Source organism: Sporosarcina aquimarina (assembly GCF_033253705.1).
Lineage (GTDB): Bacteria > Bacillota > Bacilli > Bacillales_A > Planococcaceae > Sporosarcina > Sporosarcina aquimarina.
Genome location: NZ_JAUBDH010000006.1, coordinates 88,568 through 107,231 on the forward strand (window position 1 = coordinate 88,568; position 18,664 = coordinate 107,231).

The window sequence follows — 18,664 nt, forward strand, 5'->3', positions numbered from 1 at the left end:
GGCAGACCGATGTGCAAGGATTACACTAGAGAATAACGCAAAATAATTTAGAATAGGTGGTTGTTCGTAATGAAAATGTATGATGTAACAAGTTCAATTTACAAAGGAATGACAGTGTATAAGAATAAGCCCGAAAAACAGCCTAAAGTGAATCGGGTGACCAATGGCTATGTAACGGAAACGAGACTTGAACTTGATGTCCACACAGGAACGCATATTGATGCACCGCTGCACATGAAAGTCGATGGCGAAACATTCGAATCCATCTCATTAGATTCTTTAGTGGGTGATTGTAAGGTGTTTGACCTTACTCAGGTCAAGGATGGCGTCACGAAGGCGGATTTAGAAGGATTCGATATTCAAAAAGATGATTTCGTATTGCTTAAAACAAAGAATTCTTTTGAAGAGTCGTTTGATTTCGATTTTGTATATTTAGCTGCGGATGGCGCTGAATATTTAGCGGAAATTGGGGTGCGCGGAATTGGCATTGATGCCCTAGGAGTCGAACGCAGCCAAGAGGGGCATCCTACGCACAAAACATTATTTGCGCATGACATCATTATTATCGAAGGATTGCGCTTAAAAGACGTGGAACCGAAATCATATTTCATGGTCGCAGCACCCATTAAACTCGTTGGAACAGACGCATCTCCAGCGAGGGTGTTGTTGTTCGAAGACATGAATATTACTTTCTAATTAAAAAAGACAAACGAAGCAGTAAACTTCGGTTGTCTTTTTTATTTGGATGTACTTAGTTTTCAAGTGACAGATCATTTGGAAAAACTAATCCGATCTGTTTTCGGATTTCATCCGCCACTTTCATGGTCGATATTGAATTGTAATAGGAGTTCACATTTGACTCGAGCTGACCCCGCTGAACTAAGTCTACAAACTCTTTCGCTTCATAATACATGGAAGGGTAAGGCATCTCGACTGTTAAGTTCTCCATCGTTCCGTCATTGTACTGGATCTCTACGTGTTCAGGAGACGAGGTTTTCGAAATCAGCATTGTCCCGTTCTCCCCTTGGATCTCCCAAGGAATCGAAGACTGGGACACTTTGGAGAAGGAGACAACCGCATCTATTCCTTCGTAAGTGAGCACAGCACTCCCGTGACTGTCGACGCCGGACTCAAGCAGCGAACCAGTTGCTTTTACTTCCAGTGGCGCGCCTAACAAAGTGATCAATGGGTAAAGACAGTAGACACCAAGATCCATTAGCGCGCCATTGGCAAACTCAGGTTTAAACGCGTTTAAGACCGTCCCTGCTTTATATTGGTCATATCTAGAGGAATATTGGGAGAAGCCTGCAAAGTATTTTCGAATCGGTCCGATTTTATGCAAGTTCTCTTGAATAACTGTGAAATTAGGAAGGAATGTAGATTTCATAGCTTCCATCACCAACACATTATTTTTTTTTGCAGTGTCAAACATCTGCTGGACTTCCTGTGCATTCGCAGCCAGCGGCTTTTCGCATAACACATGTTTTCCATGCTGTAAAAACAAAATGGCTTGTGCAGCATGAAGTGAATTGGGGGATGCGATGTATACTGCATCGATCACGTCGCTGGATGCCATTTCTTCTAAATCTGTAAACGAATGAGGAATGCTGTATTGGGCTGCAAATTCTGCTGCCCGTTCATTTGTTCTGGAGTAGACAGCTGCCAGATTAAACTCTTCAATGTGAGTTGCTGCATCTAAGAATCGTTCTGTAATCCAATTTGTACCGATAATACCGAATCTGATCATTGTGTCACCTCTACTATACTTAATAGACTTAAGCCTACCACTTTTTTAACGTAACTCCAAAAAGAAAAGGACCCATTGAATTCGCGGGTCCGATGCGCAGATTTAAATGGTTGGGTCATCATTAGAAGTTTGTATAGAGGTGCCCGACTTATTTCATCGAAGATGGACCAATCACAGTGTGTGGCTTCACCTGTGAAATCACACTCTCCCACTGACTTTTGTCGATTCCATATGTGTAAGGTGCAACGTCAGGAGGCGTCAGTGCTAACAAATCGGAACCGAAAACGGCTTCTGGCACGCCAACGTTGAAAATCCCTTGCAGATGGGTGTCATCTGTATGAGCCAGCTGATAGTGCCACCAGCCTTGCGGGATGTTGACTACTTGACCAGGAGTGATGCGGTAATGTTGGAACTCCTTCGTTCCGATATTCATCATGGAAATCGTAGCTGATCCGGATACACAATAGGTGAGCTCGGAACCGTTCGGGTGATAATGCGGTTCTATGATGCTATTTTCGCTTAGAAAGATATCTAACATCGACACACCGTGCAAGGAATTCAATTGATCATGGCTTACGATATTAATGTAATTCTTGCTGTCTTTTACGAAAAATTTGTGGTCATTGACATCCGCAGCATACTGAGGTGCTGCCCGGTCTTCTAAAACCATTCATTTCATCTCCTCTATCTAAATACTGCTAGCAATCGTTACAGAGTATGCGCCCTGGTAGATAAGAGTGATTTTCAGTCAGATAAAATCTAACGAAAAATTTTCGCGATAACGATGTAACTTTACGGCATGTGAACCGACTACTTAGGATAGAACCAAATAGGTAACGTATTAAGGAGGATTCTATGAAAAAATTAGCAGCAATTGCGGTAGTGTTCATGGCAGTCTTGATGGCGGCTTGTGGAAATCAGGATAAAGACAATACAGGAAAAGAACAAAACGCAGAACCTGAATTCGCAGACATAATCACTAACATTAAAGAACAGGTTGCAAAGGATATGGAAGTCGAAAATGTAAACGATTTAAACCAATATTACCAAGAAGTCAATCTGACCGAACGTGAAGATGGAGATTCAGCCTCAGATATTTGGGTTGAAAAGATGAAAGTGAATCCTGAGTTGCTGGCAAATGGAACTGTACTGGCTGCTCTCATGAACGTCAATGCAGATGAAATCATCGTGCTAGAAGCGAAAGATGAAGATCAGGTGGACGAATTGAAGTCATCACTTGAAAACGAACTGGCTGCACAAGACCAAACGTGGAAACAATACTTACCTGAGCAATATGAAAAAGTGAAGAACAATAAAATCGTCACAAAAGGGAAATTCCTATTGTATGTGACGTATACAAATCCAGAAGAAATCGAAAAAACATTCAACGAGAGTTTCTGACAAACGAAAAAGGCACATTGTGTGCCTTTTTCTAATTGGATAGGTGAGGAGGACCGTGTATGGTATTTAGCAGTTTAACATTTCTTTTTTTCTTTTTGCCTGCAGCGCTTTTACTCTATTACACTAGTCCGCGGTCCTTCAAAAACTTTACATTGCTTGGCATTAGTCTATTTTTCTACGCATGGGGAGAACCCATATACATAGCACTCATGATTTTTTCTGCACTGACGGATTACATACATGGCCGTATTATCGGACGGTTTAGGGAACAACGGCCGCTTTATGCAAAGCTCGGACTCCTCTCTTCACTTGTTGTTAATTTGGCGGTTTTATCATTTTTCAAGTACGCGGACTTCTTAATTGAAAGCGTCAATTCTATTACGGGGATAGGTATTGAGCCATTGAATTTACCACTGCCGATTGGTATTTCCTTTTATACGTTTCAAACGATGTCTTATGCAATCGATGTGTACCGAGGGAAAGTGCGGCCGCAAAAAAATATTGTCACGTTTGCCCTTTATGTCTCCTTATTCCCTCAGCTGATTGCTGGACCTATTGTGCGGTATGAAATCATTGAGAAGGAATTGATGAATCGGACGTTTCAATTGGGACAATTTGCTGACGGTGTACGAATATTCATCATTGGACTCGGTAAGAAGGTCTTGATAGCCAATACAATTGGTCAGTTGTGGGCTAGTGTAGAGAGCAATGGGATTTCAGAACTTACCGTATTAACTGCATGGCTTGGTATTATTGCGTTTGCATTTCAAATTTACTTTGACTTCAGCGGCTATTCTGACATGGCAATTGGTCTTGGAAAAATGTTTGGATTCAGTTTCCCGAAAAACTTTAACTATCCCTATATCGCGAAGAATGCCTCAGAGTTTTGGCGGCGCTGGCATATCACGCTTGGTTCCTGGTTTCGGGATTACGTCTACATTCCGCTTGGGGGCAATCGGAAGGGGCAGTTTGTACTCTATCGAAATTTGTTCATTGTCTGGGGATTGACGGGATTATGGCATGGAGCAAGCTGGAATTATGTATTATGGGGATTGTATTTCGGAGTGTTGATAGGGATTGAGCGTGCAGGTCTGCTTAAATGGCTTGATAAGCTCCCGCGCTTTGTTCAGCATGGGTATTTACTCATCGCTATCCTATTCAGCTGGGTGCTGTTCGTCTTTGAAGACATAGGGGAGGCAATACGCTATGCACAAGTGATGGTCGGATTGAGCGGCCATTCGCTTTACAATACAGCATTTTTATATGATTTATATACGAATGGTATTTTACTTATTGTTGCAGGGCTTCTATCAACCCCATTGTTTACAAACCTATGGAAACAATGTGCCGAACGCTTTGAAATCATTCGAAACGAATGGGTTCAAACAGCTTTGCAAGTGTTCTTTTTCATGGCAATTCTGTTCTTATCGACTGCCTACTTAGTCGACGATTCATTTAATCCATTCTTGTACTTCCGTTTTTAACACAGACTGAAACTCAAATAGGATAGGAGGGCAAGCTTCGTGAAGCGATTGAATACTATACTCATTATCGTATTTTCCGTTTTCATCGGCGGGATTGCCTGTATGAATCTACTGGCGGATGATCAGCAGTTTTCACAGGCTGAAAACCGTCCGCTCATGCAATTCCCTAAAGTATCACTTGAAAGGATTACGTCAGGGGCATTTACAAAAGATGTAGAAACGTACTTAAGTGATCAATTCGTTCATAAACGTTTTTGGACTAGCATGAAAGCATCTGCTCAAAAGGCGGCTTTGAAAAAAGACAACAATGGTGTATATTTCGGACAAGATGGCTATTTGTTCGAGAAGTTTGAAGCACCGTCACAGCAACTCGATTCAAACAGTGAGAGTATCTCGCAGTTCCTCCAGAAGACGAAAGGCATCACAGTATATGGGCTGCTTGCGCCAACGTCTATTAAAGTGTATCCTGAAAAGCTGCCGAAATTCGCAACGACAGCTAGTGAAGCAGCGGCGATTCAACGTGTCAAAGAACAAGTGACAGAGGATATGGAATGGATAGACGCCACAGCTGCTTTACAAAATGCTAAAGCTGGGCCAATCTATTTCCGTACAGATCATCACTGGACGCCTTATGGTGCGTATATCGCGTACCAGGCGACAATGGAGAAAATGGGAATGACGCCGTACTCCTTAGATGAGTTTACGATTCGAACTGTATCTGAAAACTTCCGGGGGACCTATGATGCGAAGGCAAATGATCCTTTCTTGTCAGCGGATGAAATCAACATATTTGAGCCGAAATTCGATGTATCCTATGATGTCGACATCGACGATGGTCAGTCAAAGATGGATTCACTGTATGCATGGGAGTTTCTTGAGAAACGTGATCAGTATTCGTTGTTTTTAGGTGGCAATCATCGTGCCGTAACGATACATTCCAATGTGAATAATGGACGGAAACTGATGATTATCAAAGACTCGTATGCCCATTCGTTAGTTCCTTTTTTAGCAAATCACTTTGAAGAAATTTATATGGTCGATTTAAGATATGACCATCGAAATATGGCTCAAATTGCTCAAGATAAAGGTATTCAAGACGTGTTATTTGTGTATAATATCGCCAATTTCGCAGAAGACCAAAATTTGATTTGGCTGCGTCGATAAAAAGTACAGAGAAAAGCCAGGACGCTGTTCAAAGCGTCCCGGCTTTTCTCTCGTTATATGAAATTATTTTGATGCATGCATCGCTTCTTTTACTTCTTGAATCTGTTCAATGTGTCTCAATTCATGATATCCAACGAAGGGAATGTATTGAGCCAAACTCATTTCACCAAATACAGGATGGGGATAGGATTTAGCCTCCAGTTGATCGGCAGGTACTGTATTTTCGATTTTTTGAAGTCCATTATGTGATTCGTTTAGTTTACTTTTCAGCTCCTCCAGTTTACAAAATGTATCGCCGGGTCGTGCGAAGTCTGGAGCTTCAACTTTTTGCGTGCGATCGACTGTGCGTTCAATTGGTTTGTCAGAAGTAGAATGATGTTCACCTGAACCCAATTGTGATTGAATGGTTTTAGCGACACCGCCTTCCATTAAATATAAATGTTCTAGTATTTGTCGTACGGACCATTTATCCTCAGAAGGTTTCCAATTCACCTCGTCATCCGTTAGTCCAGCCACCTCTTCTAGTAACTTTTCCCGTGCATCGTCATTGACCTTCATCGACTCACTCCTTACTATCTAATACCTTAATATACCATCTATATAAGATTTCAAACCTTTATGCATCGTTATGAAGCAGAGAAGCCTTATAATAGTAGGATGCAGAGTACATACTCATCAAGTGGGGTATGAATAGAAGACTGTAATTCAACCATCAAGAGGGTGAAGAAGTGGAGATTTTTGAAGTCATATTACTTATGCTGAGTGCAGTTTTTGTTTCAAACGTACTCAATCGTTTTTTACCTGCTATTGCAGTTCCGCTAATCCAAGTAGCACTTGGCATTGTACTAGCAATTCCATTGACAGATCACTCTATTAAGTTAAGTCCAGAATTGTTTTTACTGCTATTCATTGCGCCAATCCTCTTCAATGACGGAGTGAATGTTGACAAGAAAGCCTTATGGAGAGAACGTAAATCGGTTCTGTCGCTTTCTTTAGGATTAGTATTTGTAACGGTCGGACTGCTGGGCGGGTTTATCCATTTCATACTTCCCTCACTTCCATTGGCGGCTGCGTTTGCTTTAGCAGCTGCACTTGCTCCTACAGATGCAGTCGCTGTTAGCGCGTTAGCGGAGAAGGTGAAAATCCCTCATAAAATTCGGCATACACTTGAAGGGGAATCACTCATTAATGATGCATCCGGCCTGGTATCCTTTCAATTCGCATTAGCAGCACTTTTGACCGGAACGTTTTCACTGTTAGAAGCGAGTACTACATTCGTGCTGATTTCAGCGGGAGGGATTCTGCTCGGTGCAGTATTAAGTTTCATGAAGATATTGCTGATGAGATGGCTGCGGACGCTTGGTATCGAAAATAGTATTTCGTTCATTCTCATGGAAGTTTTGCTTCCGTTTCTTATTTTCGTTATTGCGGAGGCTGTTGGGGTTAATGGAATTTTAGCAGTCGTAAGTGGTGGTATTGTTCACTCTATGTCTTATAAGCGATTCAATCCTGAAGTTGCACAAATGAGACTGCTATCTAGAAACACTTGGTCAGTGATTACGTTTAGTTTGAATGGTATTGTCTTCGTGCTGTTAGGAACTCAGTTGCCTAAAATTGTTCAGGCTCTTCTGATTGATTCCACCGTGAAAATAATGATGGTCATAGGATATATCCTGGCGATTACATTTGTACTTTTGGCATTAAGGTTTGTTTGGATTATCATCTTCAATAACTTCCAAAATACAACAGAGTCGAGCAGCAAACGCCGAGTTGTTGACACGCTTCTGTACACAATCTCTGGAGTTAGAGGCACCATTACATTGGTAAGTGTATTATCCTTGCCTTTGTTCTTAAAAGATGGAACGCCTTTTGCAGAACGTGATTTACTCCTATTCATTGCAAGTGGCGTTATTTTACTTACACTGCTGCTCGCAAATTTCACATTACATTTGTTTGCACCAAGAGTAGAAGACGTCTCGTTGCAAAATGATCATACATTTGAAATCGGAATGCTGCGCAACGTGAAAAAAGAATTACGGAAACATCGGACAGATGAAAACAAACGGGTCATCGGACGGGTGATCAAGATGTACAATGATCGAATCTTTTCGCTTACCAATCTTAATGATTTGAACAAGAGCGAACGCAAGATCCGTCAGCTTATTCTGGAATGGCAATTGGAAAACACGGAAAAATTGTTGAAACAAGACTTGGTGCGTATTCAATTGGCGTTTCCATATTTGAGAAGGATAAATACAAGGTTGTACCGCTTAACAAAAAATAAGGAGTTTGCTTTCAAGTCGTTTTACAGTAAATTACTAAAGCGGCAACTCAGGAGTGTACATGTCAAACCGCTAACTATAGAACAGCGAAAAGAACAAAGAAGAATTCTTTTTCAAAGCAATGGTCAATTCGTCACAGCAAAACTGAAGGATCTCGAACAAGGGGAGTTCTCACCGGAGCTTGTCGAAGCGTTCTTACTGAACTATGAAAGGATGGGAGGGCTGGGCCTTCAAAGAGAAGCGCTCGATCATTTGCATGAATGGATTGACTACGCTCTGCAAACTGAAAGAACGTACATTCATACTGCGTTTGAAAAAGGAGACATCACTAGGAGCGAAATGAAACAATATCGAGAAAACTTGCTTGCGATTGAAAATAGTCTTCAGCTGTAAAAGTTAGACAGTTGAACAACTTGTAAAAAGGCTGCTAGGCTGCGAATAATCGCGGCCTAGCAGCCTTTTCGATTTAAAAAAGATTAAGCTTTCGCGCCTTCTTTTTTAGGTTGTGTAAGGAGACCTGGTTCTTTCAAGTATTTAATGACACCTTCTGAAGCGCGGTAGGAAAGTGCACCGATTGTTGCTGTAGGGTGATGACCGCCGAATTGTGGGAATGCCGATCCGCCAACGACGAATAGATTTTCCATATCCCATAGCTGCAAGTAGTTGTTGATAGCAGATGTTTCTGGATCTTCACCCATACTTACACCGCCTGCATAGTGTCCGCCATCATAAACATGGTCGAATTCCTCAGGGATTTCATCTGGATCGACAATGTCCGCACCCATTTTTTCCATGATTTCTGTACATTTTTCAATACCGAACTTTGCCATCGCTTTATCATGATCTGTGTATTTGTTCGTGATTCGTAGAAGTGGATCGCCGAACTCATCTGTATACGTAGGATCGAGTGACGTATAGTTGTGCCACCATGACATAACTGCTGGTGTATACCAAGCGACTAAACTGCGGTTCGTATAGTGGATGGATTTCTCTTTGAAATCCGGACCCCAATTTTTTGTGCCTTTTGGTACACTGTTTCGCGCAATTGGACCATGTCCATATTGACGTAATTCAATTCCGCCGCCATTGATGAAGTCAAGGTCAGTGTGGTCGAAATTATCGCCGGCGAAATCGCTCATTGTACCGCCGAGTGCTCCGGCTCCCATGAATAAGTTGAACTTCTTGTCCTCGAAAAAGCCGCGGGCTCCGAGGAATGTGATGCCGAATTGACCATTGAAGTTACGCCCGATGACGCCTTTACGAGTTTTCGGATCGTATTGCTCACCGATTTTAGAAAGCATCAAAAGTCGGTTGTTTGTGAACGAGAATGCACCAAGAACGACAACGTCTGCGGGTTGGATGTACTCTAAACCTGTACGAAGATCGACATACATTACGCCCGTCGCTTTACCGTTTTCGTGCAGTACACGGCGAACTAGAGAGTGCGTACGGATTTCACAGTTGCCTGTTTTAACCGCTGTCGGTATGACAGTGACGAGTGGGTCTGACTTCGCTCCAAAGTCACAGCCATATTCCGTACAGAATGAACAGAACATACATTGAGCAATCGTTTCACCGTCTGGGTTTTTGTATGATTGGGATAGATTCGCAGATGCAACTTGATACGGATGATAGCCCATTTTTTTAGTAGTATCTTTAAACAAGCGCACTGCAGGTGATTCCTTTATGGGGGGGTTTGGATAGTCACTAGAGCGTTTGTCTCCTAGAGGATCGGGCTCTCCTGAAATACCAGCCGTTTTCTCCCACTTATCATAGTAAGGTTCCATTTCGTCGTACGTAATTCCCCAGTCACGAATGATCATGCCCTCTGGGATTTTCTTTTCGCCATAACGTTCAATCGTTTTAGAGCGGATTTCGAAGTCAATCGGTCTCCAGCGATATGTCGCACCGGCCCAGTGGACACTGCCTCCGCCTAAATCGGTCCCTGCCATCATTTCACTTCTAGTACGGACAGGCAGCGCCTCTTCGTCTAATGTATTTCTTGACGTAATCGTTTCGGGAGCCAAATTTTGCATCATTTCATAGCGATCTGAAAAGCGAAGTTCGTCTTTTACCCCCACATAGTCCTGACGATCGACAGGCTTACCACGTTCAAGTGTTACGACCTTATGACCTGCTTTTGCAGCTTCGGCAGAAACGATACCTCCAGCCCAGCCACTACCTACAACAACAACGTCTACTTTTTCTAATTTTTTAGCCATTTAGTTTCCTCCTAGCCCCACATTTCTTGGTAATCGCGTAGGCTTTCTTGTTTCATAACTGCGAACTCGTCATCTTCAATTTGTCCAAGATACCCCATGCGAGGTCCCGGGTACTCGACCATTTTCCACCCAGCCATATCGCGGTTTCCACCATAGACAGGGTCTGAATAAGCCCCTTCGATAGTCGTTTTCAATAATAGACTGAAAAAGACGGTTGAATGGATTCCGTTCATGCGAACTTTTCCTTCTTGCATCTTTGTCAAAATTTCATCCATCTGTTCGCCTTCAAGCTCAAAGAACTTTTTCTTATGATTCGATTGCGCTGACTCTTGAAGGACCTTGATGCCCTCTCTGAAAATCTCGCCGCGATTCATACGTGTCTGATAACGCGGAGAGGGAGCTGCTACTTGAGTAACAGAGTTAGGACCTTGCTTATTCTGATCCGTGTTCAGATTCTCGTAATAAGCTGCCTCCTGGTTTTGAGGGAAGGGGCCTTTCATATATTCCTTAGCGTTAGAACCCCAGTCACTAGCTAGTTGACGGTCGATGAAATAAGGAACGCCAAGTCCGATCGCTCCTGGACCTATTTTGTCTTCAGGATACAGTCTTTCCACTGCTGCAGATAGTGTTTCGAAATCTTCACTTCTACTGAAGAACGTGCGTGCTTCGGCATCATTCGTTGTTTCTTTTGCCGCCTTTTTTTCTTCTTTCGGCTTTTTCATCTGACTGCCGATAAGTCCTCCGAATAAGCCGCCGCCCACGATACCGCCGGCTACAAGTCCGGAATTTTTCAAGAAGTTACGGCGACTCATTCCACTTTTTTTGGTGCCTTTTGGTTCTTGTGTTTCTGCCATTATAGTTTCCTCCTTTTAAAATGATTGTAGATACAGTGCATTCTTTCACAGAACTGTCCAAGTGTGACAGGAAGCGAAGTTCAAAACTTAATTGAGAAATAACAATAAAAATAAAATAAGGCCATCCATCAAAAAAAGAACTTATTAAGAAAGTGCTAGCAAGGTATAAATCTACAACAACAAAGTATAACTATCTTTCAGTCAAATATCTCGGTTATCGAAACAAAGTATTCAATATACCTATAAATATGGATTTGTAAGGGTTTAACTGGTAAAAAAAGAGATACGTTATTTTGCAATAATAAAGGGGGGTTGCAACGAAGAATGCAGATACAATACCCTTTTTATGAATTGTTTAACCTCAATTGCTAGATTGATTAATTGGAGGATACAAAAAATCTGACCCGTTGTTACTGGGTCAGATTATGGATTCTGAATTATTTCCGTGAATGGACGTGTTGGCCTTGAACCCACACGTCGCGGATGTTTTCTGGACGGACCAAATACATCATCTTTTGGAACACATCGAGTAACGGCTCTGCCGTATCAAACAACGGAAGCTTTGCCGTTGCGATTTGCGTATCTATGCGCTGGACGTCCCAGGCGTACCCTTCTTTCAGGCGGCCAATCGGTAAACTTAGACTAGCACCGCCTCCAGCTGTCACGAGATGAAATGCCTCTGCAATTGTTATTCGTGAATTGCTGACACCGCGTTCTTCAGGACTAACCCGAGAATTCACGCCGTCTTCAAGCATGCGCGAAGACATGACCGCTTGACGTGAATTGTCATATAGGCTTGGAGAGAACCCGCCTGAAATGTCAGAACCAAGTCCAATGTCGACCCCCATTTTAGCAAAGTGGGCAATTGGAATGACACTGTTCGCGAAGTACGCGTTCGAGATCGGACAGTGTGCAATCGCGCTTCCTGTCTCTGCAAATAGCTCTGCATCTTCATCAGAAAGGAAATTACTATGAGCCATTACAGACTTATCCTGAAGTAAACCGAAGTCATGCAATGCTTGCGCATCATTTTTACCAAAACGCTGCTGGACATGTTGGTGAGCCCAATCACTTTCACTGCAATGTGATTGGATATGAGTGTCATACTTTGCAGCAAGCGCGCCGAGACCTTCGAGTACTTCGTCCGAACAAGTAGGGATGAAACGCGGTGTAACGACTGGATACACGCCTTGCTTCGCGGTCTTCGCGATTTCCTTCACTTTGAGGATGAAGTCTTCCGTATCCTTTAGTGCCATCTGCGTATCTAAGTCCCGGTAGAAGTCCGGACATTCTTCATGCAAATCCATGACGACTTTGCCGACTAAACCGCGCTGACCCCGTTTTGCACAAATGTCTGCAAGCAAGACGCTCGCTTCTTTGTGGACCGTTGCGAAGTAAAGTGCTGTAGTTGTTCCGTTTGCAAGGAGTGTATCCACGACATCTTCATAGACCATTTTGGCATAGTCAACATCCGCAAACTTCGCTTCAGAAGGAAAGGTATACGTACTTAACCAATCATGAAGGGGAATGTCCAATGCTGTACCCGCCTGTGCCCATTGCGAAGCGTGAATGTGTAAGTCGACAAATCCCGGAAGCAAATAAGAACCTTCTGCAATGTGTTCAAAAGCATCGTTGTCCTTATATGTATTCAGGATCGCTGTATAATCCGAATCCTCAGGATGGACAATACGGTCGATTATCCCATTATCGTCAATACAAAACAGGCAATCTTTCAAGACGGTTACCTCTTTAGGTGATTGGCTTGTAAAAGCAGTTGCATAAAAAACTTGTGCATACATGAATTGTGCAGCTCCTTTTCTGATTGGCTTCCAAAAGTCATTATAACAGTACAGCTTGACGTTTAGTGAAGTCGATTTCCCCGTAGTAGGCATTTTTCACAAGTAAGTTAGGACCTAGACAGCGAACAGCGGGGCAATGGCAGCTGACTGACTTTGCTAGGGGATGCTGCTGCCATGCATCATACATTGCTGGAAGGTTACCCTGCTGGATATTCCCTAAAGGGGGAACGTCGCCGAAGTCGGTTACAATCACGTCTCCTGTAAAGATATTGACGTTGAGTCGAGAGCGGCCATCGGGATCATTGCGGACCGAGACATTTGTGCTTCTGTTTAGTTCAGCTAACAATTCTTGGTCTTCCAGGTTCGGGCTGCATGAATAGAATGGAAGAGTCCCAAACAGCATCCAAGTAGAAGGATCCCGGAACTGAAGGATGTCTTTTATGGCTGTGCGCGTCTCCTCCAGTGTAAGAACTTCGAGTGTTGAAGCGAAATCGCTTGGGTACATGGGATGGATTTCGTGTCTAGCGCACTTCATTTCATTGACTACTTGTTCGTGAATCTTTTGTAAGTGGGGAAGTGTTCTATTGTTCAACATCGTTTCCGCAGAAACCATAACACCCAAGTCTGCGAGAGCCCGACTGTTTTCAATCATGCGGCTGAATTGCTCAGCGCGCTTTTCAAATGAAGGGACACGTTCCATATTCGCAAATCCGCCTTCAGCAAAGTCCTCAACGGTTCCCCAGTTATGTGAAATATGCAGTACATCTAAATAAGGAGCGATCGCCTCGTAGCGATCGAGAGGCATGGTTAAATTGGAGTTCATCTGTGTCCGTACTCCGCGCTCATGTGCATATTTCAATAAGGGCAGAACGTAGAGCTCGACAGAACGTTTAGAAAACATCGGCTCGCCGCCTGTTAAACTAATGGTGCGCAAGTGTGGAATTTCTTCTAAACGCTGGATTAGTAATTCAATAGGGAGTGCATCCGGATCTTTCGGTTGGAGCATGTAGCCAACGGCACAGTGCTCACATCTCATATTACATAAATAAGTTGTTGTGAATTCAATACTTGAAAGCACTTGATGTCCATGAGTATCCACATCTAGGTAAGCTTCCCATGGATCTTGTGCAATTCTTTTGTCGATTAAAACCATATGTAAAAACTCCTGTCGTCTAATTGTACGAAGATAAGTATGCGCTGAAAACAGCTTGAATACAATGAACGAAAAAAATCGCAGAACAGATTGAAGATTAAGATTAGTATAGATGTCTACTGCCAGTACAAGAAAAGATAGTGAAAACACACACTATCTGCCATAAAGTGATATTTTCTATGAAAACGGGTATTAGGTAGAGAGCAACTTGTAGAAAAAAGAAAGCAGGTGCACAGAATGAAACACTTGTTCATTTCATTCGTCATCCCTTCATACAACGAAGAAGGTAATATAATTCATATGATGAAAGCCTTAAGTGAGATGATGATGTCCAATGGTCATCATTATGAAGTACTGTTTGTGGACGATGGCAGCAGTGATAAGACAATGGATGAAATTCGGGCAGCTTTAATCGAATACCCTGAAGTGGAATATGTATCTTTTACTCGCAACTTTGGTAAAGAAGCTGCGATTTTAGCAGGTCTTGAATACGCAAAAGGAGATGCAGTCATTTTAATGGATGCCGATTTGCAGCATCCTCCTGACTTGATCCCCCAACTGATACGGGGATACGAAGAAGGATATGACCAGGTCATTGCAAAACGCAATCGTGCAGGCGATGCAAAGATCCGTTCGCTTTTGTCACGTGCATATTACTGGGGTGTTAACAAAACAATTGATGTGGAATTACGTGATGGAGAAGGGGACTTCCGTCTGTTGAGCCGGAGGGCTGTCGATTCTCTATTGCAGCTAAGTGAAGGAAATCGCTTCTCTAAAGGGCTGTACTCTTGGATCGGCCTTGAACAAAAGACAATTTGTTATGAAAACGTGGCCCGTAAGCACGGAGAGACAAAATGGTCACTTAAACAGTTACTGAATTATGCAGTGGATGGCGTCGTGTCGTTCAATACAAAACCATTACGCTTGTGCTTTTACACAGGGTTGTTAAGTATGTTTTTGTCAATCGCTTATATCTCTTTTACATTGATTGACATTATGCGAAATGGCGTCGATGTACCCGGGTATTTCACGACAATCTCTGCAGTTCTCTTTCTAGGCGGAGTCCAGCTGCTTTCACTAGGTATTATCGGAGAGTATGTAGGACGGATTTATAATGAAACGAAAAAGCGGCCGCATTATCTTGTTAGACGGACAAGCGCCGAGGTGAAAGGAAAGCAAGCAGCTCATGCCAAAATTCGAAGTTCGTGAATTCATCACATTCGCCATTGTTGGCGTTATTAATACAGCAACCTATTATTCGTTTTATTTACTAGGGTTAAAGACGCTAGGATTGGCGTATATGATCGCGCATTTTAGTGCTGTTGTTTTAAGCATGATTATTTCATTTTTCTTGAATAGTTATATTACCTATAAAGTCAAACCAACTTGGAAAAAGTTTTTGATGTATCCCATTACCCAGCTAGTGAACATCGTTGTTACGGCTATATTGCTGTACATTCTTGTGGATGGACTTCATGTGAATAGTACAATCGCGCCAATCGGGGCGTTGATCATTACGGTTCCTGTAACGTTTGTTGTGACCGGAAAGGTGCTGAAAGCGGCATGATGAAGAAGAGTAACTGGGGATGGCTAATCGCAGTGTGCCTCATGACCGCTGTCATTGCCCATGGCTTCATGTTGTCGGAATGGATGCATGGCCGGTATGTCACAGGTCCAAATGATGGAATGTCACAGATGATTCCATTCAAGTATTTTTTATATGAGTCAATGAATAATGGCAACTTTTTTTACTCGGAGCGTTTTGGCTTTGGCGGCGGGATATTCTCGCAATTGGGCTATTATTTTTCCACGTCTATTCCCTTCTTATTAACAGCTGCTGGAACGGGGCTTTTACAATGGAGTGGGATAATAAATGCGCCAACTCTTCAATATTGGGCGGACGTGACTGTCTTTGTCAGCATGATTCGTCTAACGGCCATCCTGCTTGTCACTGTCTATTACTTCCGGATGATTGGGTTGAAAACTAAATTCGCTTATATAGGTGCAGTCATTTACGGAGTTAGTATTTTGTATTTCCGCCATGTGACGTATTGGGAATTCTTTGCGGACGCCATGCTCTTTTTGCCGATTCTATTAATCGGGGCAGAGCGGATTATCCGTTTTGGAAAGCCGAGCTGGTTCATCGCGGCAGTCGCACTCAGTATGGTCGATAACTTCTATTTTGCGTACATCAACTTTCTGTTAACATTTATTTACATAGGATTTCGCTGGTTCATCCCTTTAGTCGTTGACGAACAGAAAAGAATGCGTCAAATTGTACAGTTTTTAGTGGGTGGGTTAACAGGTGCAGCAATTAGTGCCCCATTTTTCGTTCCCGCGGTTTACGGCTATTTAAATAATTTCCGGCCGCCTTTTGAAGGGGAAATTCCTCTATTTGAGCTGACCGAGAATATTTTATCTGACGGGAAGTTAGTTGTGTTACCAGCAATAGCAGCCGTTTCGTTGTTCTTATATCCTTTATATCAAGATAAGAAGTTCAGGCTTTTTGCGCTGTTGACGATTATTCTTACCATCTTGCACGCAAGTCCTGCGGTCGGGAGTCTGTTTAATGGACTGTCCGCACCTCAGTTCCGCTGGGAACACATGCTGATGCTAGTTGCCGGCGGGCTGACCGCTGTTGCTCTGCAACACTGGAAAGAGCTCCAGTTGAAACACGCAGTCGTTGCAATTGCTGGTGCGTTTACGCTTTACTTAATCGTGGATAACATGAACTTGGAAGGAAAACCGAGTTTGTACGCTGATAGTTTAGTCGTCATGGCGTTCGTCCTATTTGCGGTTGTTCTGCTTTCTAAAATCCCGCAATTGAAGCATTGGGATATTGCGTTATGGGCAGTGGTCGTTGGATCCGTGCTCGTGACCGTGAATTTATTCCAAGAGGAAAAATTGACAGGAAATAATGATAAAGTGAACCAAATTCAGGGTCAAGGAATTCCACAGTCCTTTTTCAAAAGTGACAAATATAACTCTCAAGCGTCTGATGCGCTGATTGATAAGTTGAGTAAAAGTGAATCGGATCCACTCGCACGATTTGACTGGATGATCGGTACACGAAACAACACACCGATCGTTCAGGATTATTTAGGGATGAGTGTGTACTCTAGTATTCTAAACAAAAATCTGCTGCACTTTTACTTGGAAGAGTTAGCAATCGATATGGGCCGGGAAAGTGTGAGCCGGTACGCAGGGCTCGGGGGACGCACGAATTTGTACAGCTTACTGAACGGGGTCTATGCTGTGCGTTCTGAAAAAGGGAATCCTGTCCCATTTGGATTTAGTCATGTGGATGAAAATGGCGACTTGAAAGCTTTCGAAAATCAATACAGATTGCCATTTGTACGCACTGCTAATCGTATATATACAGAAGAAGAGCTTGAGGCAAGTCCTGTCATTGTCCGGGAGCATGCGATGTTGAATGGTGTGATTTTGGATGAGTGGAATGAAAAAACACAATCTCCTCCAGCAGCAGAAAATTTAATAAATCAAGTCACTATAGATCCTGTTAGAGCTACGTATGAAAAGAATCAGCTGGTGGTTACCGGAAAAGATGGCGGAATTGACTTAACCGTATCTGACCGCGGCGTGCTGAAAGAAGACGCGTATGTGTCGTTTCATTTGAAACGGACAACTGCAGACATAGGATTCCATTTGAAAGTGAATGACTATACAACTACTCGGAAACGAACGGATTCCATTTATCGAACGCGTGTCAATGACCTGACAATTCGGGTCCCATCTGAGAATGTGATTCGGATTCGTGTGCCAGAAGGATCTTATACGCTGCGTGATTTAGCGCTGTACACAGAAGATTATAAGGCCTTGGAGGAAGCGAAGAGTGACAGTTTAAAAACGCCGACTCCTGAGGTTAACTGGAAAGGCGGACACGTCGATGTGCGGCTAGATAACGTGAATAACGACCCAATCGCTGTTATGCCAATCCCGTTTGAAAAGGGCTGGACTGTAAAAGTGAATGGCGAAAAACAATCGCTATTGAAAGCCAATTATGCGTTTACGGGCGTTCCAATCGAGCAAGGAACAAATACGATTGAAATGACGTATCGGCCCCCTTATTTTACAGTGTCGCTAATGCTCAGTTTGCTTGGATTAGCTGGAGCAGCATTTTGGTTGGTAATGAGAAAAAAAGCAACTTGATCATAAACTAGTGAAAACGCTCATAAAGCTGGAAGAGGGCTCATAAACTCAGGGAAACGCTCATAAACCTGGAAAAGTGCTCATAAACTAGAGAAAACGCTCATAAAGCTGAAAAAGTGCTCATAAACTAGAGGAAACGCTCATAAAGCTGGAAAAGTGCTCATAAACTAGAGGAAACGCTCATAAAGCTAGAGAAGTGATCATAAACTAGAAAAAACGATCATAAAGCTACAAGAGTGATCATAAACTCAAAAATTTGTTCACAATAAGAAGATAAAATCATCCGCGGACCTAAACGAGTGCCCATAAGAAACAGTCTCGCGACCAATCAGGAACTTCATAAGTTAAATGCTTCGCATGCGCGAAGCATTTCAACATAAAAAAACAG

15 protein-coding genes are annotated in these 18,664 nt (G+C 42.8%); 8 read left to right on the plus strand and 7 right to left on the minus strand.

Annotated elements, in window-relative coordinates:
• Positions 1 to 69 precede the first annotated feature (69 nt).
• Positions 70 to 696 (plus strand): cyclase family protein, encoded by a 627-nt coding sequence (locus tag QT716_RS11080; RefSeq protein WP_317936119.1) that lies wholly within the window; start codon positions 70 to 72, stop codon positions 694 to 696.
• Positions 697 to 751: 55 nt separating this feature from the next.
• On the opposite strand, the gene QT716_RS11085 is transcribed toward QT716_RS11080, so the two are convergent.
• Together QT716_RS11085 and QT716_RS11090 are read right to left on the minus strand one after the other, a co-directional pair.
• A complete protein-coding gene (locus QT716_RS11085; protein WP_317936120.1) occupies positions 752 to 1,747 on the minus strand; it encodes a Gfo/Idh/MocA family protein in 996 nt (331 codons plus the stop codon).
• A 148-nt stretch (positions 1,748 to 1,895) separates the two neighbouring features.
• Positions 1,896 to 2,417: a cupin domain-containing protein gene (locus tag QT716_RS11090; RefSeq protein WP_317936121.1), complete on the minus strand. Its 522-nt coding sequence runs from the start codon at positions 2,415 to 2,417 to the stop codon at positions 1,896 to 1,898.
• A gap of 185 nt (positions 2,418 to 2,602) precedes the next feature.
• Between QT716_RS11090 and QT716_RS11095 the strand changes: the two genes are divergently transcribed.
• From QT716_RS11095 to QT716_RS11105, 3 genes are read left to right on the plus strand one after another with little or no spacing between them, the layout of a single operon-like run.
• A complete protein-coding gene (locus QT716_RS11095) occupies positions 2,603 to 3,148 on the plus strand; it encodes a DUF4358 domain-containing protein (RefSeq protein WP_317936122.1) in 546 nt (181 codons plus the stop codon).
• 59 nt (positions 3,149 to 3,207) lie between these two features.
• Positions 3,208 to 4,632, plus strand: a complete 1,425-nt coding sequence (locus QT716_RS11100) for an MBOAT family O-acyltransferase (RefSeq protein ID WP_317936123.1) — start codon at positions 3,208 to 3,210, stop codon at positions 4,630 to 4,632.
• 39 nt (positions 4,633 to 4,671) lie between these two features.
• Entirely contained in the window at positions 4,672 to 5,796 is a 1,125-nt protein-coding gene (locus QT716_RS11105) for a DHHW family protein (protein WP_317936124.1), read from the plus strand.
• A gap of 63 nt (positions 5,797 to 5,859) precedes the next feature.
• Here QT716_RS11105 and QT716_RS11110 read toward each other — a convergent pair whose 3' ends face one another.
• Entirely contained in the window at positions 5,860 to 6,354 is a 495-nt protein-coding gene (locus tag QT716_RS11110; RefSeq protein ID WP_317936125.1) for a DinB family protein, read from the minus strand.
• 170 nt (positions 6,355 to 6,524) lie between these two features.
• Between QT716_RS11110 and QT716_RS11115 the strand changes: the two genes are divergently transcribed.
• Positions 6,525 to 8,471 (plus strand): cation:proton antiporter, encoded by a 1,947-nt coding sequence (locus QT716_RS11115; RefSeq protein WP_317936126.1) that lies wholly within the window; start codon positions 6,525 to 6,527, stop codon positions 8,469 to 8,471.
• 83 nt (positions 8,472 to 8,554) lie between these two features.
• Here the strand turns inward: QT716_RS11115 and QT716_RS11120 are convergent, their stop codons facing one another.
• The 4 genes from QT716_RS11120 to yfkAB form a co-directional block, all read right to left on the minus strand.
• Positions 8,555 to 10,300, minus strand: a complete 1,746-nt coding sequence (locus QT716_RS11120) for a GMC family oxidoreductase (protein WP_317936127.1) — start codon at positions 10,298 to 10,300, stop codon at positions 8,555 to 8,557.
• Between the two features lie 11 nt (positions 10,301 to 10,311).
• Positions 10,312 to 11,154 (minus strand): gluconate 2-dehydrogenase subunit 3 family protein, encoded by an 843-nt coding sequence (locus tag QT716_RS11125; protein ID WP_317936128.1) that lies wholly within the window; start codon positions 11,152 to 11,154, stop codon positions 10,312 to 10,314.
• A gap of 437 nt (positions 11,155 to 11,591) precedes the next feature.
• A complete protein-coding gene (gene guaD / locus QT716_RS11130; RefSeq protein ID WP_317936129.1) occupies positions 11,592 to 12,953 on the minus strand; it encodes a guanine deaminase in 1,362 nt (453 codons plus the stop codon).
• 40 nt (positions 12,954 to 12,993) lie between these two features.
• Positions 12,994 to 14,106: a radical SAM/CxCxxxxC motif protein YfkAB gene (yfkAB, locus tag QT716_RS11135; RefSeq protein ID WP_317936130.1), complete on the minus strand. Its 1,113-nt coding sequence runs from the start codon at positions 14,104 to 14,106 to the stop codon at positions 12,994 to 12,996.
• Between the two features lie 237 nt (positions 14,107 to 14,343).
• On the opposite strand from yfkAB, the gene QT716_RS11140 reads away from it, so the two are divergent.
• The 3 genes from QT716_RS11140 to QT716_RS11150 are packed head-to-tail and all read left to right on the plus strand — an operon-like array spanning position 14,344 to position 18,276.
• The gene (locus tag QT716_RS11140; RefSeq protein ID WP_317936131.1) at positions 14,344 to 15,315 is read left to right on the plus strand and encodes a glycosyltransferase family 2 protein; all 972 of its coding nucleotides are present in this window, start codon (positions 14,344 to 14,346) and stop codon (positions 15,313 to 15,315) included.
• Positions 15,293 to 15,673, plus strand: a complete 381-nt coding sequence (locus QT716_RS11145) for a GtrA family protein (RefSeq protein WP_317936132.1) — start codon at positions 15,293 to 15,295, stop codon at positions 15,671 to 15,673. The genes QT716_RS11140 and QT716_RS11145 overlap by 23 nt, the downstream gene beginning before the upstream one ends.
• The gene (locus QT716_RS11150; RefSeq protein ID WP_317936133.1) at positions 15,670 to 18,276 is read left to right on the plus strand and encodes a YfhO family protein; all 2,607 of its coding nucleotides are present in this window, start codon (positions 15,670 to 15,672) and stop codon (positions 18,274 to 18,276) included. The genes QT716_RS11145 and QT716_RS11150 overlap by 4 nt, the downstream gene beginning before the upstream one ends.
• Positions 18,277 to 18,664 lie beyond the last annotated feature (388 nt).